Genomic DNA, 24,234 nt, shown 5'->3' with positions numbered 1-24,234 from the left:
AATGTTTTTCAAGTAAATAGGCGGAATTTCTCCGTCTAATTATGCTATTTTTTATCCTAGTTACCAATTAAGCGAAATTTCTCCGTCTATTTATCAGCTCGGGTTCATAACCTGATTCCCCAACCGAAAAGTATCGTTTTATATTTATACACCAGTATCTAGCTAAGATTCACGAATTTATTACTCATTCGAACTCCCACCAAAAGCCTCTGGAATCATCGTAAATCCTTCAATCACCGTATCTTCTTCTACTTCAATCATCAGGTATCGTTTCCCAGCAAGATGGACTTGTTTGACGTACCGTAAATCTTGTGGGCTAATGGAAATATTAGCGATTTTTGTGCTGATTTTAATGGATTTCGAACTGAACTTCGGTAAGATGTTACTTGCTTTGATCTCATATTTGTCATCATCTATGATTTTTTGGAACGCTGCTTCTACTTTTTCCGTGTTTATATCTTCAATACCACTCATCGTTAACACACGTTCCACGTCTTTGGTATCTAATTTTGGTTGCTCTTCCTCTTCGTTTTCGACGATCATTCGATTAATCTCTTCATACACATTCGCAAGTGTGGAGGTATTTAGCTGATCTCCTGTAACATCTTTAATAATCTCTTCAAAAACGATTTTATCGTCTTGTGCTGTCATGATTTCTTCGCCATTTAAAACGTCCTCAATGAAAGAATAATCTGGCTCGTGAACCTTTCCTGCTGAATAGAGAATATGGTTCACATCTGCTGAATTATCAGTGAAGGCAGGGAATAGAAAGCCAGCGATGGGGGCGTTCAAGTTAATAATGGGATCCACAACAAAATGGTATTTGAACTCTCTTTCTACATAATCAAAGAGCAGCTCTTTTTTCGGCTCCTGGGTATTATTTATGCTACAAAGAATAAAGGGATGAGAGTAAACCCTATCTCGTTCGCTTTCCTCGGCTTCTTCATTTCGGCGTTTTGTAGGTTTTAAATATTCTGCACGTATAAATGTAACGACAATATCCATTTCGTATTGTCTGTTCAAGAGCATTTTGCCTACGATTTTCAGCATTTGCTCTTTCCAGTCTTCCACATCATTGCTTAGTAACCCCTGATGCAAAATGAGCTGGCTACTATTTTCAGCATTCCGTTGAAATTTTAATTCGAAAAGTTTCTCATCCATTTGACCAGCAAGTAACTTCTTAAAATTACCCATAAATAATTCTTGTTGATCTTGGTCAAGCATGGCAAAAGGTTGACTTTCGTGATGATAAATATCACTTGAGTCTTTCATAATATAGACATTGTAAATATCGCTTATTTTAAGTAAATCATTATTTATTTTGAATTGTTTTCGTATGTTTGCTACGTCTTTTTTGTTCATTACTTATTCCACTCCTAAGCTACGCTAATTGCATTTCAACGTGATATATAAGTATTCATCCTCTTTTGGACATTCACTTATTTTAACATAATTTGTGATGGGGAAGGCTTTATAATAGAAAAACCACTTCCTAGGAAGTGGTTTCATGCTTGTTAATCGTTTTGATTTTCTTGATAAAATAGTAATGCTTGTAGAGGGCTGTTCCCACTAATATGATTTGAACGAAAAGGATGTCCACATAAAGGATGGAAAACAGGATGAAGGTATCAGCAATCAAGTTAATCCGTATTTTCTCTTTCCGTGTGAGCCCTTTTTTCTGGAGAAACCTTACTACATATTTTTCATAAAGAACGGTATTCTTGAACCAATTTTCAATCCTTTTAGAACTTTTAGCAAAGCAATAAGAGGCAAAAAGTAAAAATGGAAGGCCTGGCAGAACCGGGAGGATAATCCCTGAAATACCAATTCCTAAGGAGATAAATCCAATAAGGAAAAATAGAATGCTTTTTATATTTTTAATGGTAATCACCTTACTTTACCGAGAGATATACTATAAGCTATAACACAAATAGTGGTATATCTCCAGACATCTATCTCCTTTTTTCAGAAAAAGCATTTAGCCTAAGATGCGTTTTTCCCCATCAATTTCTTTAATCGGGGCGATATTTTGGGTGAACTCCAGTGTCCCCATATACGTTCCCTTCTCATCTCTGACAGCAAAGTATCGGATATAAACATATTTATCTTTGAATTTAATCCAAAAGTCTTCGCTATCTTTTTTCCCTGATTTAAAGTCCTGTAAAATTTCTTCCACCATATGAACACTTTTCGGAGGATGGCAATTTTGGACGGTTCTTCCAATGACGGCTTTCGTTCTTACGAAAATACGCTCTTTCCCATGAGAGAAGTATCGTACCACATCGTCCTGGTCGATAAAGGTGATATCCACAGGTAAATGATTTAACATGAGTTCGAGTTGCTCGATCGATAAAAAGCCTGTTTCCATTCGAATGAAGCCTTCTGACATAGCTGAACTAGCAAGTGCCTTTCTTTCTGGTTTCCACTCGACAGTAGGACTTGTTAAACAATAGCCAATCTCATCACTTTCGTGTGCGATCTTAACCCATTCATCCTCGGTTAGATGCTGAAGTGCCATAGGGAATAGGATATTTTCTTCTTTAAAGATCATCTCAGATACTTCGCGGATCACGAATTCGATACTATTCACGGCTGTTTGATGATCATGATTGGTATAGTTGGTTAAGACTTGTTTAGCCGTTTTTATCGATTCTCGAATTCGATCATCCACTCCCCACATTACTTTGGTAGGACCAAAAATACCGTATTTCTCTAAGAAAGGAAATAACAAATTCTCCTTACGACTGTAATGCTTATCAAGGTCGATTAACAAATTTAAGTCTTCTATTAACTTAAATACGTTATCACTACTATCCTCTACTTTGAAACGGTCAAAATGTAGTTGAATTTTGAAGTTTACAAGCATATCAATTTCTTTATTTTCTAGCTTATAGGTATGAACAGGGTGTCCAGGTTGATCTTCTGGTTTTTGGCTGCGGTGGATTTCTTCAATCGATCCTTTAAAAATGGCTGTATGAACCGAACATAGGCGTTGAACTTCTTCCACTGGTATGCCTTCCTCTTCCATAAGAGCTTGCTCAAGCTGTGAGATCTCCTCGATCGATATCGTTCCGACCGCTTTCTCGAACTCATCTCTAACTTCCTCCACACTTCGTCCCATGTGTAAATCTTTGATAATTGCTTTTAATAGTTCTTGTCGTTCGGTTTTATTTAATGTTTGTTGCTCACGATTATTAATTAACTCACTCATTGGTAGCCCTCCATTACTCTTTTATCTCAAAACCATGACTTTGAAATGTTGTGATTACGGTGTCTAAAGGAATGTCTTTCACTCGACAGCCTTTAGGTATGGTCATGACACGACCGACGGATTGGAGCATAGTAGGTTTGGATATGTTTTCAAAACCTAGACTCTGCATGATGGATACTACTTCCGGATATTGAGTGGATATTTCATAAAGGGTTTGATTTAAATGAATGGTTTTTGACATGTTCATCACCCCAGTAAGTTAGTGCTTTATGTGGTTAATGTATCATATCTGTCTTGAAACAAATGTGATGTGAATCACGAATGAAAATCTTCCTCATTTATAATGAATAATTAGTACTAGGTATATGTTAGTAATCTATCTATTATTTCTATTAAATTTCGATATAATGAATATATTACCAGGACTTTATAAAGGGGGATTTTTATGAAAAGGAAGGAAAAGTCTTTAAAGAATACATTTACGTTCATGCTTTTTACTTTGATCATTGGCATTTTTATCATAAACGCTGCCATCATTTACTTTAATTCTCAACAGTCCATTGATAAAACCCTCAAGACGAATGGAATCATCCATGCGGAAAGGGTCGCAAAGGCGATTGACGCGGAAGATTATGCAAATTTTTTATCAAATCCAGTAGAAAATGAAATGTATACCCAGCTTCGAGAAGAGCTAAATGATTACCGAATAAAAATGGGGGCCATGTATGTTTACACCCTTAGGGTAGAAGAGGATCACTCGCTAGAAATCATGATTGATGGTCTACCAGAGGGTGAAGCGGTTCCGATTGGTGAACCAACGACAGCCACAACATATGAAGATATAAAAGGGGCTACAGCTGGTGGGGTTAGTAGCACAGATATTGTAAAGGATCCTGAGTTTGGGGAATATATGTCGGCTTTTGCTCCTATAAAGGACAAGACTGGTAAGGTGCTAGGGATTGTAGGTGTCGATATGGAAGCGACCCAAGTGCATGCCATCAGCGACTCCGTCATTAAAGAGTCGATTCCTATTCAACTGGGTGTATCTCTTGTGATCCTGTTAACCTCTCTTGGGGGAGTTTATGTTTACCTTGGAAAAAAACTTCGTCCCTTAACGATTTTAACGGATGTATCCAAAGAAATAACGCAAGGGAATCTTTTACAGGCAAAAGAAACCTTAGACACTCTTACCCTTCGATCAAAGGATGAAATTAGTAGATTACATCATTCCATGACAGAAATGAGTACAATACTTGAAAAGATGGCTCATAATATGCAAGGAACCTCTTTAACGATCAATGGAAAAAGCGAAGCGTTACATGCTGCATCTACTGAATTATTGGAAGGTTCGAGCCAAATTGCTTTAACGATGGAGGAAATGGCTACTGGAGCGGAGACTCAAGCAACCTTATCAACAGAATTAGCTGAGAATATGAGACAATTCTCAGGGGTAATTGAAGAAGCAGATTCGAAAGGGAAAGAATTGGCACAATTGAATGATGAAGTGACTCAATACACGGAATCAGGTTACCAATTAATGCAGCAGTCGGTCACTGGTATGAATGATATCCACAAGGTAGTCACACGTTCCGTCACGGAGGTAAAGGACTTAGCTGAACAAACTAGACAAGTATCTTCGTTAGTCACTCTGATACGTTCGATTGCAGACCAAACCAATTTGCTAGCACTTAATGCAGCGATTGAAGCGGCAAGAGCAGGAGAGCAAGGAAAGGGCTTTGCGGTTGTGGCTTCAGAGGTTCGAAAACTAGCGGAGGAAGTATCAAAGTCAGTTGATGAAATTCAAGAGATTGTTGGAAAAGTAGACAATAACTCAAGAAAAGTGGTTGATACCCTTGAAGAAGGATTACTAGTGGTAACAACGGGTCAAGAGAATGTAAAAGATACGGGCCATACCTTTAAGGAAATTTCGCAGTTAATCGATGGAATGAATAGGAAAATTACGGACTTAAGTCAGCAGCTGAATCGAGTTGTTACGCAACAGGACAGCATGAATAAGTCGATTGAAGAAATTGCCGCCATTGCAGAAGAAAATGCAGCCGGTATTGAAGAAGTATCGGCGTCCTCTCAACAGATGACTGGGTCGACGGAAGAGATCAACCAGTGGGTGAAGGAACTGAACTCAGCTTCTGTAGAGCTTAAAGAGGAAAGTGAGCGGTTTAAGGTTTAGAAACTTGGGTCTAGAGGGGGAGCACTTTTGGGTTGGGGGATCAGGTAGAGCACCTGAGCTAATAAATAGAAGGAGGAATTCCGCTTAATTAAAAATTACTATTAAAAATGGCCTAATTAGACGGAGAAATTCCGTCTATTGGCTCGGAAATCCCAAAAATGAGGGATTTTGCTTTGCATAAGCGGAAAACCTCCTCTTATTTACCCCGGAAAGAGCTCGATTCTGGATATAACGGAAAAATCTCCGCTTATTTGATTAACGATAATCTTAATTCACACTACGCTAAACATAAAGAAACTCGCCAAAATGCTATGGCGAGTTTTACTTTTTTACTTAAGAAAGGGGAACTCTTGTTTCTAATTGAGGTGATTTTCGTTTATATACCTGGTATAGAATTAGGGCTAAAAGTGAAAGAATGGCACCAGACACATATGGAAGTGGAATAGCAACCGAGAATAGCCATCCTCCAAGTGGTGGGCCAATGATTCGACCTAGTGAATCAAAGGATGAGAGCAATCCGGTAGTACTTCCGTGTCCTGCACTTGATGTCTTCGTTAGCAATGATGAGACACTTGGCCTAATAAATCCATTCCCAACCCCAAAAACAGTTAAATAAATTGCTGCGGTTACAAAGTTATCAATGAGTAAAATTAAAGAAAAGCCGACGGCAGAGATCAAAATTCCGAGTTGGATAACCGCTCCTTCTCCCCATTTTTTTGTTAGCCTTCCTACTAGTCCACCCTGAACGATGGCACCCGCAAGCCCCATAATCATAAATACGTAACCAAGCTGAGCTGACTCGAGCCCGGCTTTTTCAAAAGCAAAGTAGGCAAATGTGGCTTCCAAACCTGCTAAGGATAAGGTGACAAACCATTGTAGGATATACAAAATGGATGTTGGTCCTTTTAAGGCTGAAAAGATGGACTCTTTCTTTTTATGTAGGTTTTCTTTACGCTGCTCACTTGATAGTGACTCTTTTAAAACAAACAAAACAAGCAAGAAGGTTAGGACAGATGATGCACCTGCAATAAAGAAGGGCGTGTGTAAGCTTTCTTTTGAAAAAATCCCACCAATAGCTGGTCCGAAAATAAATCCGAGTCCTACGGAAGCTCCGATGATTCCCATCCCTTTACCCCGGTTCTCATGTGAAGTGATATCTGCCACATAAGCCATCACGGTTGGCATGTTAGCTGCTGATAAAACTCCCCCGATGATTCTCGCTACAAATAACATCCATAAAGAGGAGGACATGCCCATTAAAAAGAAGCTGACCGCCAGTCCAAAGATTCCAATCATAATGACTGGTTTCCGACCGATTTTATCAGAAATTCTCCCCCAAAAAGGCGCAAAGAATAGCTGCATAAGCGAGTAAACCGCCATTAATAAGCCAAGCTGAGTAGGGGAAGCTCCCAATTCTTCCGCGTAGAACGGCATGACAGGGATAATAATCCCAAACCCTACCATGACTAGAAACATAACTGCAAATAATATAGGCAACGCTTTCTTAACTTCCAAAATCAATACACTCCAATAGGTTTCATTTGTTTCTTTCCTCTTTATTATAACTCTAAGATTGCAGGTGATAAAAGTCTTAAAAGTACTTCGGATATTCTTAGTGGTTTTATACTATGTGTGATTTCATTCGACAAATTTCTCGCACTGGGACAGGGTAATTTTTAACTTTTTTTGTAAAATGAAGATTTATTCCTAATGGACGGGTCTTTTTTTAATAAGAAAAGGAGGAAAACCCCATCTGATTCATAAAGATTTTAGTTCTTTGTATCTGTTAAAAGTCTTGAAGTTGAGATTTTGGTAGTTTGATAGTACCGGACAAAAATCGACAAAGCGCTATGGGTCATTTGACGGGGTTTTCACTACGTGTTACTAAATAATATAGGAAAAAATTACTTCAAAATATAGGAAATTATGAAGGAGCGGTTTGTCTTTGAAAGTGTTTAAGCATTTCCTCCTATTATTAGTCGTTACATGTTGTACCGTTGCTTGTTCAAACAAGGAGCAAACAAAGCAGGAAGAAGAGCCGAATAAGGAAACGACAACGGCTAGTGAGGATAGTAATAAAGAAGAAGAGAAGGAAGTCGTTGAAGCGGTGACGTATCCGGAACAACCTACTGTAGCTGAAGAGATGGTTCAGCAACCAGCTGGTCTCCACTCAGAGGACTTATATGCATCTTTAGCAGGTTCTAATGTTGATTCTGAACTTCCAATGGGTTCTGCCATAGAGGATTTAGTGGTGGAGGATTTAGAGGCAGAAGAAATTTATAATGGATTGATTCATTATATAGGTGCAGATTATTCTCTCGTTTTTGATTCCTTGAAAAATTTTACTCCTGACTACGGAGCATACGATTTATCAAAGGAACAACCATCCTTTAAAAACGTAGCCATTCTTCTAGATTCAAGTGGAAGTATGAATGCTCAAGTTTCCGGTGGAGTGAAGATGGACTTAGCCAAACGTGCTATTGCTACCTATGCTTCTGGACTACCTGCTTCAAGTAAAGTTTCTCTTAGAGTATACGGACACCAGGGTACAGGGAGTGACAATGACAAGGCAATATCATGTTCGAGCACAGAAATGATGTACGATGCCAATACATATGATCAGGCTAGCTTTGAACAGGCACTAACAAAGTTTAAGCCAAGTGGGTGGACACCACTTGCAGCATCCATTACAGCTGCATATGAGGATTTAAAGAAATCAGCGGATGATAAGTCTGAAAACATCCTTTTTGTTGTAAGTGATGGGATTGAGACGTGTGATGGAAACCCAATCGAAGAGGGTAGAAAACTAGCAAACTCGGATTTAAAGGTCAAAGTGAATATTATCGGTTTTGATGTGGATGATGCGGGCCAGAAGCAGTTAAAAGAAACGGCATTAGCTGGAAATGGAACGTATTATACCGTTAACTCGAATGTGGAATTGAACGATACGATTGAAGAATTGCTACAAGATGCAAGGGCCAGCTATGAACGGAACTTTGAAAAAGCAAAGGTTGGCTACAAGGTAAATATGAAAAAAGTAGAAATTGGTCAAGGGATAGAAGATCTTGGCTCTAGCTTTATGGACGTTTCTGATTCGGAAAAAGATATCTTGTTTGAGGCGGTGTCTCGACTAGAGGACCAAGAGAAAATTACCCCTGAAGCAGCGGAAGAATTACGAAGCATACTTGATGATAGACATACAGCGATTAGAGAGTACATTAACCAGCTAGAAGAGGAAGCAAGAGAAAAGAATAACACGAAACATCAGGAAGTGATTTCTAGTCTGAAGTGATCAAACTCCTGAAGACTAGAAAACTAGAAATTTAGAAAAAGAAGGTTGAGAGGATCAAGATGAAGATTTTACTTGATGAGACATTAGGTTTTACAACCGAATTATTTCCTGAGGTTTTGATTAAAAAGATTACGGGGAAAGGGGGGCGCTCTTTGGAGGAAAACTTGACGAAAAAGAGAGCCTTTATTCCCCAAAAATTCAATGCCATTAGCGTAAATATGGATGAAGGAATTGACCAGCTACGTAGCTATATGAGTGGGTTCGATGAATTGCTTTACATATACGATCCTTATGTGACCAATCAAGGAGATATAAAGAGAATTCGAAATTGGATTTATCCCAATCAGAAGCTATTTCTTGTAGATGGGACCAAAAATCGGGGCTATGTATTTTTTCTGTTAACAAAGCTTCAAGAGAGTACCTATGAAGACGTGATGATGTCCTTAAGAGGAGTGAGACAACACTTTCGAATTACGTCAGATCTCCATTCACACAGCCCATCTCGCTATCTTCAATTAAAAAACCCATCGACTAAAATGTACTATTTGCTTGGAAGTGAAGGAACGAAGAAAGCCATTAAGGGAAGCAAGCAGGAATTAATAACAAAGGTAATCGAATATTCTCCTGCTGAAACAATCTATATGGCTTCTAGCAAGCCAGTATCTGTAAAGGAAAGCCATGTTCATACCATCACGTTAAGTGGTATTAGCCTTCCAGTACAATCAGAAACCATTGATATTTTTATTTAGGAAATGATTACATCCAATGTAACGGAGTGACCAGAATGATTGATGCCAAGAGAAAGGCCATTATTTTTTTAACATTATCTTTTTTATTAGCGGTTGCCACTGCAGGCGTCATCTTGATGCAAATTACAGAAGCGCAGAAAAAACTAGGTAAAACCGTAGCCGTTGCAGCTGCAGCTAAAAATATCGGATCGTACAGAGAAATTAAGGAATCGGATATTACTTGGGTAGAGCTTCCAGAAACGAGTGCCTATGAATCGTTTATTACCGATGAAAAGGAATTAAAAGAAGCGATTTCGGTAGTGGAAATAGAGGAAGGAGACTTGCTGACAAGCTCTTTAGTAAGGAAAAAACTCGATATTCCTGAAAATGAGCGTGTGGTATGGCTAAATGCGACAGAAGCCGTCCTTATTGATCAAGAGGTTGCTGAAGGGGATTTAGTTGATTTAGTTGTGGCTAGAAATGATGAAAATGACAATTTAGTTACGGAACGCTTTTTAAATAATATTCGTGTCGTTCAGGTAGAAGAGGTTAAGGAAGGAGCCCCGAGAGTAAAGATTGCTCTATCCATTGAGGAAGCTGAGCGGGTCATTCATTTTCAAAACTCAGCTGTGCAGCTTCGTGTGTTACGAGTGAATCAAGCTTCAGCAGGGTGACCAGGGAATCAATATGATAGGGACCATTGCGTTGGGGAAGGTGCATAAACGGTGAGTACATTTAAAGGATTAATGATTTCGAGAAACCATGCGTGGATAGAAATAGTCAACCAACTCATGGAAGAAATGAATATGGAAATTACAGCTGTTCCTGAGTGGAAGAGGAGCTTTCAGGATAATCAACACTACCATTATGTTCTTGTTGATTTAGATGGTGGAGTTTCTCCACAACAACTACAAATTTCTTCAACAACCGTTCTTATTGGTCTTTCTAGTGAAGACGATTTCGAACAGGCAAGGAACTGGCTAGTTGGTGGAGCAAAGGACGTCATTCTTTTTCCTGAAGAAAAACAGAGATTGCTAGATTTGATGAAAGTGACAAACCAGCAGTTAACGTTTCAAAAAGAAACGGAAGCAGGCTATGGAGCAGGTCAAGTTCATGCGTTTTACAGTGCAAAGGGTGGAAGTGGGAAGACCTTATTAGCGACGATGGCTGCCCAATCATTTAGCATTCACCAAGATTTAAAGGTTTTAGTGATTGATTTGAATGCGCAATTTGGAAATATGGATGTCTTATTTGGCGCGCAGCCATTTCGTTCCTACTATGATTTAATTCCGGTTATGGATGAGATGGATATGAGGCATCTTCTGAACATTTCTACCGTACATGAAGAAACACAAGTAACGTTCATTTCGGGACCAGTGGATCCAACGAAAGCGGAGGCCATTCCGGATGAATTAATCACAAGATTAATCCGTGTAGCGAGATATAACTATGATGTCGTGATTCTTGACTTGCCATCTGTTATTAATAACCTGACATTCACTGGATTAAATGAAGCGAATCATATTCACTATGTGTTAACACCAGATAGTTTAGGGATGAGAGCTTTTAGAAATGCAAGCGAGCTATTCAATCGTTTTCAAATTGGAAGAAATGAAGAGCTCTCTGTGATTGTCAACCGTGTTCACTCCAAATCAGAGCTAAACGAATCACATATTAAAAAGATTATTGATCGTGATGTGAATGGACTAGTGCGTTCCGACTTCTTTTCTATCCAGGCGGACGTGAATATGGGTGAGTCATTTTTTAAGAAAAAGAAGGATAAAGGCACGAACAAGGTAACAAAGGACATGAAGAAATACGTGGATGAGTTCGTTAAGCGAACAAAGGGGTGATGAAGCATGTCGTGGATTGAAAAAGCAGCGGTTCGAACACCTACGAAACAACAAACACCAGCCGATTGGAATATTGGCCAATCACAGGTCGACCGGTGGGTAAGACACTATAAAAATCGACTGATTAAAGAAGCGAATTTAGAAAGCATTACGACACTTCAGCCGGTTGAGAGAAAGAAGACCATTGAACGCCTTGTTACGCAGATGATTAATGAGGAAAAAGTGATTATTACAGCGGATCAAACGGAGCAGATTATCAAACAAATCATCAATGAGTCTGTTGGTTATGGTCCCCTTGAAAGCTTGCTTCGAGATGATAGTATTACTGAAATCATGGTTAACGGGGCGGATGAGGTTTTTATAGAAAGACAAGGGAAGATCGAAAAGACGAATGTGAAATTTAAGGATAACCAGCATGTACGTCATATTATCGACCGGATTATTGCACCACTGGGTCGAAGAATTGATGAAAGCTCGCCCATGGTGGATGCAAGACTTCATGATGGAAGCCGTGTGAATGCAGTTATCCCGCCAATCAGTGTGGATGGTCCATCGATTTCGATTCGTAAGTTTAAACAAGATCCTTTTTCGCTTGATGATCTTCAGAATTTTGGAAGCTTCTCAGAAGAGATGGCACTCTTTTTAAAAGCCGCTGTGAAGGCAAAAGCCAATATCCTTGTATCTGGTGGAACCGGTAGTGGGAAAACCACACTTTTGAATGTCCTTTCTGATTCAATCCCGAGTGGGGAGAGAATTGTCACGATTGAGGATATGGCGGAGCTTCGCTTTACGTACGATAACTTGGTTCGCTTGGAAGCTAGGCCACCGAATATGGAAGGGAAAGGGGAAGTAACGATTCGTCATTTGGTTAAAAATGCTCTCCGGATGCGTCCAGACCGAATTATTGTCGGGGAGGTTCGTGGTTCAGAAGCGATTGATATGCTACAAGCGATGAATACCGGGCATGAAGGATCATTGACTACCATCCATGCGAACAGTCCCAAAGATGCACTGGGTCGACTGGAATCCATGGTGATCATGGCTGGTTTGCCACTAACGGTAGAGGTTATTAGAGGCTATTTCGTTGGTGCTCTGGACTTAATTGTTCAAACCTCTAGGTTTTCTGATGGGAAAAGAAGGATTGTGCATATTTCTGAGCTGGTGGAGGAAGATGGCGAAATCTCCATGCGTGATATTTTCCATTTTGAACGACAGGCCACATTAGCCGATGGAACGATTAAAGGTGAATTTAAACCAACCGGTTATGTTCCTAAAATGTATGACCGTTTCGTTTCACACGGGGTTCAAGTACCTAAGTCACTCTTTGCTGTAGGTGTAGTCAGATGAGTACGGCATGGATGTTGTTATCAGGCAGTATTTTTACTTTTATCACCGGGATTTTCTACATTGTCAATGGGAGAAAAGCTCGTGACACGGTAAAGCGGGTCGATTCATGGTTTGAACAGGAAAAGAAAGCAGAAAGAAAAAGCTTTGTTCTCTTGATTGGGGATAAATTTGACTCCTCCGAGTTATCGGAATCTCTACAAAAGAAGTTAGTTCAGGCAGATTTAAAGCTGAAGCCATCTGAATACACAGGAATTTATATCCTTCTCTTAGCACTATTAACGTTTATCAATGTATTCATTTTAGGCCTATATGTATTTATTGGATTTCTCTTTGCGTACGTCATTGTTGCCTTAGGGTCTAAATTCTTTTTAAACTCTCGAAAAGGGAAACGAATGGATACCTTTAATGAGCAACTTCCTGAGATTTGCCGGATGATGTCTAACGGAATAAAAGCGGGCCAGACGATTCCACAAGCGATGGAAATGGTCGGACGTGATGTGAAGGAACCGAGTAAGAATGAGTTTCAACAGATGGATTATCAGCTGAAGCTTGGTGATAGTCTCGAATATGTGATGAATGGGTTTAAAGAGAGAGTTCCAAGTAACGATATTACCATTTTCGTTAGTACGATTTTGATTCAGCAACGGGTAGGTGGAAACCTGGCTGAGGTGTTGTCAACGATGGCGGAAACGTTGGAGGAACGCAGTCGAGTTCATAAAGAAATTCGTACCGTAACGGCAGAGAGTCGTTCAATCGCCTATATTCTCATTTTCATGCCGTTTTTGATGGCCATGATGATGAATTTATTTATTAAGGGATTCTTGAATGTTCTTTTTACTCCATTTGGAATGATTTTGTCTGCTATTTTCGCAGGAATTGTTAGTATTGCGTTCTTTATTATTAAGAGAATTACGAATATAAGGGTGTAAGCTATGAGATTTATCGGATTATTTTCAATGGTCATGCTCATTATCATCCTGCTTTTCTTGTTTATAAGCTTTATATATGTGTATCTTTTCATTGCGAAACGAGAGAACCTCTTACAAAACAATGGATATGTAAAGGGGAAAAGTAGGCAAAAGGGTAGATTGATCGATCGAGTGATTGCTCCGATTGTAAGATGGGGAAAGCAAGCGGGACCAGTAGGAATTAAATACCCTTACTTTGCCGATATCGAAAAGCACAAAAAGCTATTAGGTCAGGCCGGATATCCACTTGGACTCCAAATTCAAGACTTTTACGGATTCCGTTTCGTGCTCGGTATGATGGGGTTAGGATTTGGTACCATTTACGGTTTTTTAGGGCTTCCTTTAGGAATTCCCATTATGTTTCTAACCATCTTTGGTGGTTTTTTAGGACCAAGTGTTTGGCTGTATATTAAGGCAAAAAACCGCCAAGAGCTGATCAGCATGATGATGCCTGACTTTCTTGATACGGTCAGTGTTACGTTATCCGCTGGTGTGAGTCTGGATGGTGCACTCAAGCAAGTGACAAAACAATTTAAAGGCCCTTTAAGTGAGGAGATCGACCGCTTTAACAAAGAGGTAGAACTGGGGGTTCCGCGTCTAAGTGCCTACCAAGGTTTGATAGAAAGGAATTCTTCTAGAGAATTACACTCTCTAGTTAATGCACTCATTCAAGGAACCTCTCTTGGGGTGCCCGTATCGAGAACCTTTCGACTGCAGGCGGAAGACTTACGTGCGACAAGAGGTTTCTTGGCAAAGGAAAAAGCAGCGAAGGCCAGTCCGCAAATTACATTGGTCACGACCTTTTTTATCGCTCCAGCGGTATTAGGACTCATTGTTGGATTGCTCGCCTTAAATATAATTTATAATCCAGAAGCATTTGGATTGGATTCATTCTTTTTTTAATTAGGCTGTTTTCGTAAAGTTTGTTGCTTTTTCAATATTTACTATCTTGTATGAGTTTATTGGAGCCGAGGGCACTTGACTCCTAAGGAACTATGGAGCAGGAGAGAACCCACAGGCGGTTGTAACCAGCGAAATAAACGGAGATTTTCCCGTTAAGTGCAGAATGGAGCTCGTTTCGGGGGTATATAAACGGAGGTTTTCCGGTTAAACATGCAAAGTCTCCTATTTTCGCTGTTTTTCGAGTCAATAGTCGGAATCTATCCGTCTATTTAAGCTATTTTTCTATGCTAATTACTATTAAGCGGAATTTCTCCATCTATTTTTCAGATCGCATGCTTAACGTAGACCGCCAACCGATAAGTGCGGGAATCAACGGGTAAAATTAATTCTAAAACAACAATTTATGAGAAAAGAGCCTTTAATTAATAAAAAAACAAAGATTACTAGGGAGGAAAAAATAATGATGAAGAAAACATGGAAAAAGGTCACAGGTGTTTATAATCGTTATGTTAATAATGAAGTGGGAGCTCAAGCGCTTGAATGGGTCGCATTAGGTTTAGTAGTTTTAGCGATTATGGGTGTGATTGCCGCTGGAATTGACGGAGATACTTCAATCGGGAAAGCGATAACTGCAAAACTATCTGAATGGATTAGTGGAATGTAAGAGTTCATAGAGAGTGAGAGTAAACCATGAGGAAATTGCTAAAAGCATATGTAAAAAATGAGCGTGGCTCACAAGCAATTGAATTTTTAGCGTTGTTTCCGCTTATGCTCCTATCGATCCTCCTTATATGGCAGATAGGGCTCATTTCTTTTTCGTTAGTAGTAGCAGAATCGGCTGCTAGGGATGGAGCGAGGGCTGCTGCTATTCATGATGGCGAGTGGCAGGCAGTAGCTAGAAAGTCAGCAGCTGGCATCAAAATTGTTGATGTTAGGGGAGGACCTGGTACAGATGAAGCTGAGGTCATCCTTGATGTAAAGGCTCCTATTGTTAAGCTTCCTCTAATAGCGGATATTGACTTTACTTTTACCGTTGATGCGGTCATGCCTATGGAGGAAAAGCCAGATGAGGATTAGACTAAATGCGCATTTGAAAAATGAAAAAGGCAGCGGAACAACCGTGTTTATGGTTGGCATGGTTCTCGCTGCTCTTTTTTTGGCCATCATCTTTTTTGATTTTTCCACGATCTTTGTGAACAAGCGCGTCACGCAAACGGGAGCAGATGCTGCGGCGCTCGCGGCAGCAAAATCTTCAACCATCTCCATGAGGGAAGAATTGAAGGAAGAAACGCAAGAGGAACTCGATGAGCTTGGGGAACGCTGGGAGGATTTTTTAGAAGCAGCGAATGCACCAGGGGAACCGCCTGCTGAAGGAGAAACGCCTCCTCCAGCACCTACAACAGATGAGCTCTTAAGGGCTTTTATTGAAATGGTAGAGAGGCAGAAAGGCAAAAATATGCCGGGATCCATTGAGCGTTGGCTCCTTAACCATAGTGTGAGTGTAGAGGCAGAGGAAGCGATGAAGTTCTTTTTTAGCGATGCGGAAGTAAGTGATATGTCCTGTAAAGCAGTACGGGACAACTTAGATGAGGCTAGAGAAGAAGCGGAAAAGTTTGCTGAGAAAAACGATAATGACAGAGTCATAGATTTTCAATTTATACCTGATCAGTTTCGGATGTATGTGGAAACCGACAGGAAGGGGAAATACACAACTGTATCAGATGAGGGTGTGCCAGCTATCAGCTCAGAGTCTTCAGCACGAATTGGCGAACCTGCTGGATTCGACATATCTTGTAGTTAAATCTTATAAACTAAGATGAGGAGGACTGGATAGGTGCGTGATAGACAAAACCTAAGAATACTATTCACTCTTTGTACCCTGTGGATGTTGTTATTCATTCCTTTGCAGTCGGTCATCGCAGATGTAGATGATGTAATCACCGACAATGGAGGAATTAATGAAACAGATCCTAGCGATGGATCAGATGAATCCGCCGGTGGAGGTGGAGAGGATGTTCCTTGGTGGGAAGAAGCCTGGGATAAGGTAGTAGATGTTGGATCAGACTGGAAAGACCAATTGGGTGAAATTGGGAAAGATATCAGCAACGAGTGGAATGATTTCCTAGATTCATCAGAGGAAGTCTTTTCGGATGTTTCTGATTGGTTTGATACAAAATGGAATGAAGCCGGAGACTGGCTTGATACAAAGTGGAATGAAGCGGGAGACTGGATTGATCAGAAATGGAACGAGGCCGGAGATTGGCTAGATCGTAATAAATGGGCACAGACCCTTATTGCTGCAGTGATTGCAACGGTAGTCATAGTGGCTGTTTTGGCTGGTTTGGCGGCACTTGGTGTCGTTGGAGCGATTTCTCTTGCTGTTGTAGCGGTCATCGCAGTAGGAGCCATCGCTGGAGGTTTTATTTATCAGTGGATAGCGGGAGATGACTACAGCTTTTGGGGGGCATTAGGAAGCTCGACAGTTGGAGGAGTTCTTGGATATTTGGGTATGGCCTCTGGTGCCTTTGCTTCTGCCTGGGGATGGCTACGAGCAACCGCCTGGCCAGCTGTCCAAGGCTGGGTTAGAAATACAGCGGTTCCGTGGATCACCGGCAAATGGCAAGCGGGTGTAAACTGGGCGAGAACCGTTGCTTTTCCGTTCATCCGAACCAAGTTTACGGCTGGGGTGAATTTTGTTCGTACGAAATTTACTGCTGGGATGAACTGGGTGCGAACAACTGCTTTTCCTTGGGTTCGCGGGAAGGTTATTGCTGGATGGAATTGGTTAAAACAATCTCCGATTGCCAAAAAAGCAGGGATTGGCTTTGTGGCAGGGGCATTTTCATCAACAATGGGAAGTCTTATTAGTTTATATACTTCCCAAGAACCGATTTCTCTAACTAGTATTCTAATTGATGCTGGTATTGGTGCTATTTCTGGGGGACTATTAGGGGCTCTAATGAATGGTGCTAGTTTAACTTGGAAAGTAGTAACAGGTCTGGGTATTTATGGTGGAATGGAAAATATGCTTGGGGATCTACTTAAAGGTGAAGAAGGATGGTTAAGTCTAGAAACTTTTGCAATTGGTGCAGGAGTTACCGTAATATCACTTAAGGTATTCGGTCCGCTATGGGAAAAGGTATTTACAGTTGAAGCACCTGCCGAAATTGTAATAAAGACAACGGAAGAAATAACCAAAAAGCTTCCTGAGATATATAATTATGTAGAGGATACTATCAAGAGTAATTCAAATCAACCAATAGAAGAACCCAAAAAACCTGATCCATCTAGAAATAATCAGACAAAAGAAAATAATAGTAGTTTAAACCAGGATGGTTTAAATCCAACTAATCAAGAACAAACGGAAGTACAAAACCCGAAGAATCACACTGTTGCACCCATTCAATAATTATGGATAGGAGATTACTATATGAAAAAAAGTACCTTTTCGAAGATAGCTTGGTCTTATATAACTCTAGTTTCTGTTGCTTTAGTTATATATTTGTTCAAAGTTCAGGAAAATGGTTATATAAACCCCGTTGGGCAAAAGGATAATATTTTATGGTTTATTATTCTTTTGGCAGTTGGATTAGTACTTTTAGGTGTGATGATGGCTGCAACTAAGACAGATAAAGAAGGTAGAATTGACTCAAAGACAATATTAGGAGGACTGGTAATAGCTTGCTTCTTTTTAGTTTGGAGAGTTGGTATGGTTATTTTCTAAGAGGTAAATAAGCATAAACATCAAAGAATAAGACATCCTATTTCAATGTCCTTCTAGTTGGTGGAGTTTCTACAAGCTATAAAAGCATAACGATACTCAGCTCCAGAAGAGAGTGGAACCAGGGGGGCAAATCATGGTGGGTCTTTAATAGCCTTGTTTTCCCTCGTATGGCGAGTAGCAATGGTGATATTTTAATTTATACATCTATAACATAAACTTTATTATGAGGGTCTCTATGCTTTAGGAATATTATTCTTAAGGATGGAGCCTTTTTTAAATAGGGTTAAAGTAGATGAAACCTTTCAGGAAGGTAATATCTTATGGATAAGAAAAAATTCTCAAAAATTACAAATCTATATCAACTTGTCGTTGTAGCTGCATTTATTATCTATGCCTATAATGTACAAGAAAATTGGAGAATAGATGTTTCAGAAGAGAAATACACGTTAATAGGCTTTGTCATCCTTCTACTTTTAGGTGGAGCGTTATCAGCAGTAGAGCTAAAAGCCTCAACAGGTAACGAAAAAACAATTTCCAAGAAGGCTATTTACTGGGGCGTAGCCTTTGCCCTTGTATTTTTCACATGGAGGCTAGCATTAGGATTATTTTAGGCTGAAAAAGATAAGTAGATTAAGATCAATCTCAGGATTTCCTCTAGATAGGATGTGAGTTAATGCGACGTGTTAAAGCGTCGCTTTTTTTTGTGTGAGCAAAGATATGTGTCAAAGGTCATTTTATTAGTAAATTTCTTACATGACAGGAGGTTGGACATAGGTATTTGTTCTGATTATAGAACGAGTGATTAATAGTATAATAGTAGTGTAAATTTGGAAATGAAGTATTTACTGATGTAAATATTGTTAGCTGCTTGTATAGATAGGGTTAAGATTTCGTTAAAAAGAACGATAAAAGAGATGAAAATGGTAAGTTGATAGTAATACCTCAAGTACTTCCTTCCAAGAGAAAGGAGGAATAATGAATTGGTTGGTTTGGTTAGTTGGGAGTACTTATTTGAGGTTAACTATAAAAGAGATTTAGAGGAGGAACACACTTGAAGAGGCTTAGGAAACAGCTTTTTGCAGTAACAACCATGATTGTCATGTTAATTAGCATGGTTCTCCCATATCGGGCACAAGCGGCTGAACCGATTACGGTTGCGGAGGCGATTGCGAATAATACGGGGACAGCAACAGTTGCTGGGTATATTGTAGGTTATACAATAAGTGGCAGCGGTGGAAAGGCTACATATGATTTTGAGGCGCCTTTTAAAGATGATTTGAATTTTGCTATTGCAGATAGCCCTGATGAAAGAGATGCTACAAAAATATTGCCAGTTCAGCTTACATCATCGTATCGTCCAACATTTGGATTGCTTACTAATCCCTCAATTATTGGGGAAAAGGTAGTTATCACTGGTTCACTGGAGTTATACTTTTCAGTTCCAGGTTTAAAGTCACCTTCAGCCATCTCATTCGACGGCACAACTCCACCTCCAGATGAGGAAGACCCTGTAACAGGCGAAAAAGGCTTAAAAATTCGCGACATCCAAGGTCAATCTCATACTTCACCATATAAAGATAAAAATGTAGTAGATGTACCGGGCGTAGTAACTTACGTTGTAGACGGTAGTAATTTCTATATTCAGGATCCAAATCCAGATGACAACCCAAATACAGCAGAAGGATTACTAGTCTACAAGCCATCTCATGGTGTTGCTGTCGGCGATAGTGTAACCGTTTCTGGTCTTGTTAAAGAGTGGGTTCTGGATGGATACGCAGAAAAGCTAGAAACGGACTTAGCAATGACAGAAATTAACGCTCAATCAGGAAAGATTACGAAAGTTTCTAGTGGTAATGAACTTCCTGCTCCGATCGTCATCGGTAAGGACGTTATTCCACCATCATCTGTCATCGATAATGACAAATTTGAAACGTTCGATCCAGCTGAAGATGGCATTGATTTTTATGAGAGTCTTGAAGGCATGCTCGTGTCTATTGAAAACCCATCCGTAACTGGTCCGCAGAAATATGGAGAAGTTCCTATCATTACGGGTCAAGTGGAAGGAAAAGCGTATACCAAGGAAGGCATTCCTCTTTTACCAAAAGAGAATCAAAATCCTGAAAAAATGCTTCTTCAGCTTGATGATCGCAGTTATGTCACAAAAGCGGGTGACTCTTTTGACGGAACTGTCACAGGAGTGGTGAGCTATACCTTTAGTAACTTTAAGATTCTCACAAAAGCAGCTGATCTTCCAGAACTAGTAGAAAGTGAAAGAATAAATGAAGTAACTACGATTCAAGAAGAGGAAGATAAATTAACAGTTGCAGCTTATAACATCGAGAATTTCGTTGCTTCAGACACAGTGAAGCGAGATAAGCTAGCAAGGTCGATGGTAGACAACCTAGGTTCACCAGATATTATCGGCTTAGTTGAGGTACTTGATGAAAGCGGAGAAACCAATAACGGTGTGGTCAAAGCAGACGCGAACTACAAAGCACTAAGCGATGCGATTGCTGGATTTGGCGGTCCAACGTACGCATGGACAGAAATCGCTCCTGAAAACGGTAAGGACGGTGGAGTTCCTGGTGGAAACATCCGCGTAGGATATCTTTATAACCCTGACCGAGTGACTCTAAACGAGGCACCAAAGGGAGATGCGACAACAGCGGTTGGATACGAAGACGGCTCCCTAACATTAAACCCGGGTCGTATTGACCCAACAAATTCGGCATTCAATAGTAGCCGTAAACCACTTGCCGCTGAGTTTACTTTCCAAGGTGAAGAAGTAATTGTCATCAACAATCATTTCAACTCAAAAGGTGGAGACGAACCATTATTCGGGAAAAATCAACCACCTTACCTTGAAAGTGAAGCGCAACGTGTGGAAATTGCAAACATCGTTAATGGCTTTGTCTCTGACATCAAAGAAAAAAATGAGGATGCGAATGTAGTCGTTTTAGGAGACTTGAACGATTTTGAATTCTCAGCACCACTTTCCGCTTTAAAAGGCGATGTTTTAACAAACTTAGTTGAAACGTTACCTGCAAATGAGAGATACACATACAACTACCAAGGAAATGCACAGGTTCTTGATCATATTTTAGTATCCAATAATTTAGCTGCAGCAGCAGAACTTGATATCGTGAACTTTAACTCTCCATATATGGAAGAGCATGGACGTGCTAGTGATCATGACGCACTAGTGGCACAATTAGATTTAGCGGTAGAAGAAGGGCCGTTCACCTTGTCACTTCTTCACACGAATGATACACATGCGTATGTGGAGCAATTCCCACGACTTATTACTGCAGTGAATGAGCTGCGTGCTCAAAAGGAAAATAGCTTATTGCTGAATGCAGGGGATGTGTTCTCAGGAACCTTGTATTTTAGGCAATATCTAGGTTTAGCTGACTTGTATTTTATGAATCAATTGGGCTTTGATGCTATGACTCTTGGAAATCATGAATTTGATAAGGATTCAGCAACTTTAGCGAACTTTATCAAGCAAGCGGAGTTCCCAATCGTGTCTTCTAACGTGAACATGACAAATGATTCTGAACTCGGGCCATTGTTCAATGATTCAATTGGTGGAACGAATGAACAAGGTGAGATTTTCCCAGCGATTATTAAACAAGTGGATGGGGAAGAAGTGGGTATTTTTGGATTAACAACGGAAGATACGGCATTCCTAGCCAATCCTGGTGATAATGTTGTATTTGAAGATGCGGTTGAAAAAGCAAATGAAACAGTGGATATGCTTGAAGCACAAGGTGTAGATAAGATTATTGCGCTTTCGCATTTAGGTTATCAGCCAGATGTTAAGCTAGCTGGTAAAGTGGATGGAATTGACGTCATTGTTGGTGGGCATTCTCATACCACGCTAACTGAACCAGTTGTTATTGAAAAAGAAGAGCCAACGTTAATCGTTCAAGCCAATGAATATTTGAAATACCTTGGTGTGCTTGATGTCACTTTTGATGAAAATGGTGTGGTCGCGGATTACGCTGGCGAATTAAAAGCGTTAAGCGGTTATGATGAAGATGCTGCAGCGAAGGCAAAGGTAGAAGAGTACAAAGTGCCTTTAACTGAGCTTCAAAAGCAGGTAGTCGGTAGCACATCTGTTGCGTTAAATGGGGTACGTGATGATGTGCGCAGCAAGGAAACCAACTTAGGAAACTTAATTACAGATGGAATGGTAGCAAAAGCGAATGAATTCATTCCAACGTATATTGCGATGCAAAATGGTGGGGGAATTCGTGCTTCCATTGATACCGGTGATATTACTCTTGGTGAAGTATTAACGGTATTACCGTTCGGAAACAACCTAGTTACACTTGATTTAACCGGAGAAGAAATCCTCGCTGCCTTAGAGCACAGTGTGAGTGCACCTGGTGCGGGTGCATTCATGCAAGTAGCCGGTCTGAAATTCAAATATGACGTTGCTAAGCCAATTGGTGAGCGAGTGTGGTATGTGGAAGCGATGACGGCTAATGGGTATGAAGAGCTGCAGTTGGATCAAACATACCGTGTTGCGACAAATGCGTTCACTGCTGATGGTGGAGATGGTTACACGATGTTTAAAACAGCGAAGGATGAAGGTCGTATCGCTGAGTTATACATTGTTGACTTTGAAGTATTTACTTCCTATCTGGAAAAATACAGTCCTGTTTCACCGGTAGTTGAAGGGAGAATCGTTCAAGAGGTGTCTGATCGTGTGGCACCAGATGCTCCTGTTGTGAACGATGTTACGGACCAATCGGTTGAGGTCACAGGAACGACAGAAGCAGGTGCGGTTGTTGAAGTGTCTGCTGATGGAACGGTGATTGGAACGGGAACAGCTTCATCAGAAAATGGAAGTTTTAGCATTGTCATTTCAAAGTTAACAGCTGGTACACAAGTCTCAGTAAAGGCGACAGATGCGGCTGGTAATGAGAGTGAGGCCGCAGTAGTGACGGTTCTAGATGTAACAGCTCCTAATGCACCAAAAGTGAATTCAGTCATTCATAATGACACCGTGGTTACTGGAACAACTGAAGCAGGAGCCACGGTGAAAGTGAGGATGGGTGACAAGGAGCTTGGTACGGTTGTCGCTGATAGTAAAGGAAAATTATCAGTAACAGTAACAAAGCAAAAACACAAAAATGAATTATCCGTAACCGCAACAGATGCTGCTGGAAATGAAAGCAAAGCAACTACTGTTGACGTACTAAAGAAAAACAAGAAGTAATAGAGAAGGCAGGTTGCTGTTGGGGCAACCTGCCTTTTAGTATGTCTAGAGGGGTGATCTGAGCAAGACTAGAAAAATGTAAGCCACTTTATTAAAAACACTCAATTTCCTACTCAAAATCACCGTTTTCTTTTTCAAAAAGCTCCTTAACCTTCTCAAAAGAAAGCGCTCCTGTCTCGCTATAGACCACATCTGCTAAAGGAAAGGATTCCTTAGGTCCGATCGCAACAGCAAACATATTCGCTGCCTTAATGGCTTCCACACCTGCAACGGCATCCTCGACTCCAATGCAAGATTCAGGCTCAACTCCCAGTAGTTTAGCCGCTGTTAAAAACACTTCTGGGTGCGGCTTTCCGTTTATAACCGTTTTGGCGTCAACGATGACGTCAAAGTTATTTTTCAGACCAAGTGATTCCATAACGGTAAAGGCATTTTTACTTGCTGAAGCTAGCCCTAGCTTTAGTCCGTTTGCTTTAATCGCAACTAGTAATTCTTTGATTCCAGGCAGGATATCAGACGGGCTAATTTTTGTAATGAGCGATAAATAATGGTCGTTCTTTTTTGAAGCAAGCACTTCTTTCTCTTCTGCTGAAAAATCACCAGATCGTCCACCAATCTCAAGGATTTTCTCTAATGATTCCATTCGTGAGATGCCTTTTAACAGCTCGTTATCTTCACGGGTAAAGGTAATCCCTATATCACCAGCAAGGGCTTGCCAAGCTAAAAAGTGATACTCAGCAGTGTCGGTGATTACTCCGTCAAGGTCAAAAATAAACGCATCTAATTTCATAAG

Annotated in this window: 21 protein-coding genes; 15 read left to right on the top strand and 6 right to left on the bottom strand. The window is 40.3% G+C overall.

From position 1 onward, the window contains the following. Window positions 1-180 precede the first annotated feature (180 nt). From ACFFHF_RS19300 to ACFFHF_RS19285, 4 genes are all read right to left on the bottom strand, one after another. Window positions 181-1,362 carry a DUF4317 domain-containing protein gene (locus tag ACFFHF_RS19300; protein ID WP_340901963.1) on the bottom strand — a complete coding sequence of 394 codons (1,182 nt, stop codon included), beginning with the start codon at window positions 1,360-1,362 and terminating at the stop codon, window positions 181-183. A gap of 130 nt (window positions 1,363-1,492) precedes the next feature. After that, entirely contained in the window at window positions 1,493-1,891 is a 399-nt protein-coding gene (locus ACFFHF_RS19295; RefSeq protein WP_377058851.1) for a YbaN family protein, read from the bottom strand. An 87-nt stretch (window positions 1,892-1,978) separates the two neighbouring features. Continuing rightward, window positions 1,979-3,211, bottom strand: coding sequence for a DUF438 domain-containing protein (locus ACFFHF_RS19290; RefSeq protein WP_377058850.1), 1,233 nt, complete (start codon window positions 3,209-3,211; stop codon window positions 1,979-1,981). A 13-nt stretch (window positions 3,212-3,224) separates the two neighbouring features. Further along, entirely contained in the window at window positions 3,225-3,452 is a 228-nt protein-coding gene (locus tag ACFFHF_RS19285; RefSeq protein WP_377058849.1) for a DUF1858 domain-containing protein, read from the bottom strand. 204 nt (window positions 3,453-3,656) lie between these two features. Here ACFFHF_RS19285 and ACFFHF_RS19280 point away from each other — a divergent pair, with 204 nt between their 5' ends. Further along, the gene (locus tag ACFFHF_RS19280) at window positions 3,657-5,399 is read left to right on the top strand and encodes a methyl-accepting chemotaxis protein (RefSeq protein WP_377058847.1); all 1,743 of its coding nucleotides are present in this window, start codon (window positions 3,657-3,659) and stop codon (window positions 5,397-5,399) included. Window positions 5,400-5,732: 333 nt separating this feature from the next. On the opposite strand, the gene ACFFHF_RS19275 is transcribed toward ACFFHF_RS19280, so the two are convergent. Beyond that, entirely contained in the window at window positions 5,733-6,914 is a 1,182-nt protein-coding gene (locus ACFFHF_RS19275; protein WP_377058846.1) for an MFS transporter, read from the bottom strand. 436 nt (window positions 6,915-7,350) lie between these two features. On the opposite strand from ACFFHF_RS19275, the gene ACFFHF_RS19270 reads away from it, so the two are divergent. The 14 genes from ACFFHF_RS19270 (at window position 7,351) to ACFFHF_RS19205 (ending at window position 23,441) form a co-directional block, all read left to right on the top strand. After that, entirely contained in the window at window positions 7,351-8,691 is a 1,341-nt protein-coding gene (locus ACFFHF_RS19270; protein WP_377058865.1) for a VWA domain-containing protein, read from the top strand. 59 nt (window positions 8,692-8,750) lie between these two features. Next, window positions 8,751-9,440: a hypothetical protein gene (locus ACFFHF_RS19265; protein ID WP_377058845.1), complete on the top strand. Its 690-nt coding sequence runs from the start codon at window positions 8,751-8,753 to the stop codon at window positions 9,438-9,440. Window positions 9,441-9,475: 35 nt separating this feature from the next. Then, entirely contained in the window at window positions 9,476-10,093 is a 618-nt protein-coding gene (locus ACFFHF_RS19260) for a CpaB family protein (RefSeq protein ID WP_160548010.1), read from the top strand. 51 nt (window positions 10,094-10,144) lie between these two features. Beyond that, window positions 10,145-11,272: a CpaE/TadZ family protein gene (locus ACFFHF_RS19255; RefSeq protein WP_160548009.1), complete on the top strand. Its 1,128-nt coding sequence runs from the start codon at window positions 10,145-10,147 to the stop codon at window positions 11,270-11,272. Between the two features lie 6 nt (window positions 11,273-11,278). Continuing rightward, window positions 11,279-12,619 (top strand): TadA family conjugal transfer-associated ATPase, encoded by a 1,341-nt coding sequence (locus ACFFHF_RS19250; RefSeq protein WP_377058844.1) that lies wholly within the window; start codon window positions 11,279-11,281, stop codon window positions 12,617-12,619. Further along, window positions 12,616-13,548 (top strand): type II secretion system F family protein, encoded by a 933-nt coding sequence (locus ACFFHF_RS19245; protein WP_377058843.1) that lies wholly within the window; start codon window positions 12,616-12,618, stop codon window positions 13,546-13,548. Before ACFFHF_RS19250 ends, ACFFHF_RS19245 begins: the two co-directional genes overlap by 4 nt. Before the next feature lie 3 nt (window positions 13,549-13,551). Then, window positions 13,552-14,490, top strand: a complete 939-nt coding sequence (locus ACFFHF_RS19240) for a type II secretion system F family protein (RefSeq protein WP_160548006.1) — start codon at window positions 13,552-13,554, stop codon at window positions 14,488-14,490. Window positions 14,491-14,950: 460 nt separating this feature from the next. Next, a complete protein-coding gene (locus ACFFHF_RS19235) occupies window positions 14,951-15,154 on the top strand; it encodes a hypothetical protein (protein ID WP_119706414.1) in 204 nt (67 codons plus the stop codon). Window positions 15,155-15,180: 26 nt separating this feature from the next. Then, entirely contained in the window at window positions 15,181-15,567 is a 387-nt protein-coding gene (locus ACFFHF_RS19230) for a TadE/TadG family type IV pilus assembly protein (RefSeq protein WP_340901987.1), read from the top strand. Continuing rightward, on the top strand, window positions 15,557-16,291 hold the full coding sequence (locus ACFFHF_RS19225) for a pilus assembly protein TadG-related protein (protein WP_340901988.1): 735 nt from the start codon (window positions 15,557-15,559) through the stop codon (window positions 16,289-16,291). Before ACFFHF_RS19230 ends, ACFFHF_RS19225 begins: the two co-directional genes overlap by 11 nt. 33 nt (window positions 16,292-16,324) lie before the next feature. After that, window positions 16,325-17,899, top strand: a complete 1,575-nt coding sequence (locus ACFFHF_RS19220) for a hypothetical protein (protein WP_377058842.1) — start codon at window positions 16,325-16,327, stop codon at window positions 17,897-17,899. Between the two features lie 21 nt (window positions 17,900-17,920). Further along, a complete protein-coding gene (locus ACFFHF_RS19215) occupies window positions 17,921-18,214 on the top strand; it encodes a hypothetical protein (protein ID WP_340901991.1) in 294 nt (97 codons plus the stop codon). Between the two features lie 320 nt (window positions 18,215-18,534). Further along, window positions 18,535-18,825 (top strand): hypothetical protein, encoded by a 291-nt coding sequence (locus ACFFHF_RS19210; RefSeq protein WP_340901992.1) that lies wholly within the window; start codon window positions 18,535-18,537, stop codon window positions 18,823-18,825. Between the two features lie 440 nt (window positions 18,826-19,265). Beyond that, a complete protein-coding gene (locus tag ACFFHF_RS19205; protein ID WP_340901993.1) occupies window positions 19,266-23,441 on the top strand; it encodes a 5'-nucleotidase C-terminal domain-containing protein in 4,176 nt (1,391 codons plus the stop codon). A gap of 109 nt (window positions 23,442-23,550) precedes the next feature. On the opposite strand, the gene pgmB is transcribed toward ACFFHF_RS19205, so the two are convergent. Then, complete coding sequence (gene pgmB / locus ACFFHF_RS19200; protein WP_340901994.1) at window positions 23,551-24,231, bottom strand: beta-phosphoglucomutase; 681 nt, start codon at window positions 24,229-24,231, stop codon at window positions 23,551-23,553. Between the last annotated feature and the right edge of the window lie 3 nt (window positions 24,232-24,234).

The organism is Robertmurraya beringensis, assembly GCF_042433785.1.
GTDB classification, from domain to species: Bacteria; Bacillota; Bacilli; order Bacillales; family Cytobacillaceae; genus Robertmurraya_A; species Robertmurraya_A beringensis.
Note: the sequence above shows the minus strand (reverse complement) of the source record. Positions and strands in the feature narration are given on the sequence as shown.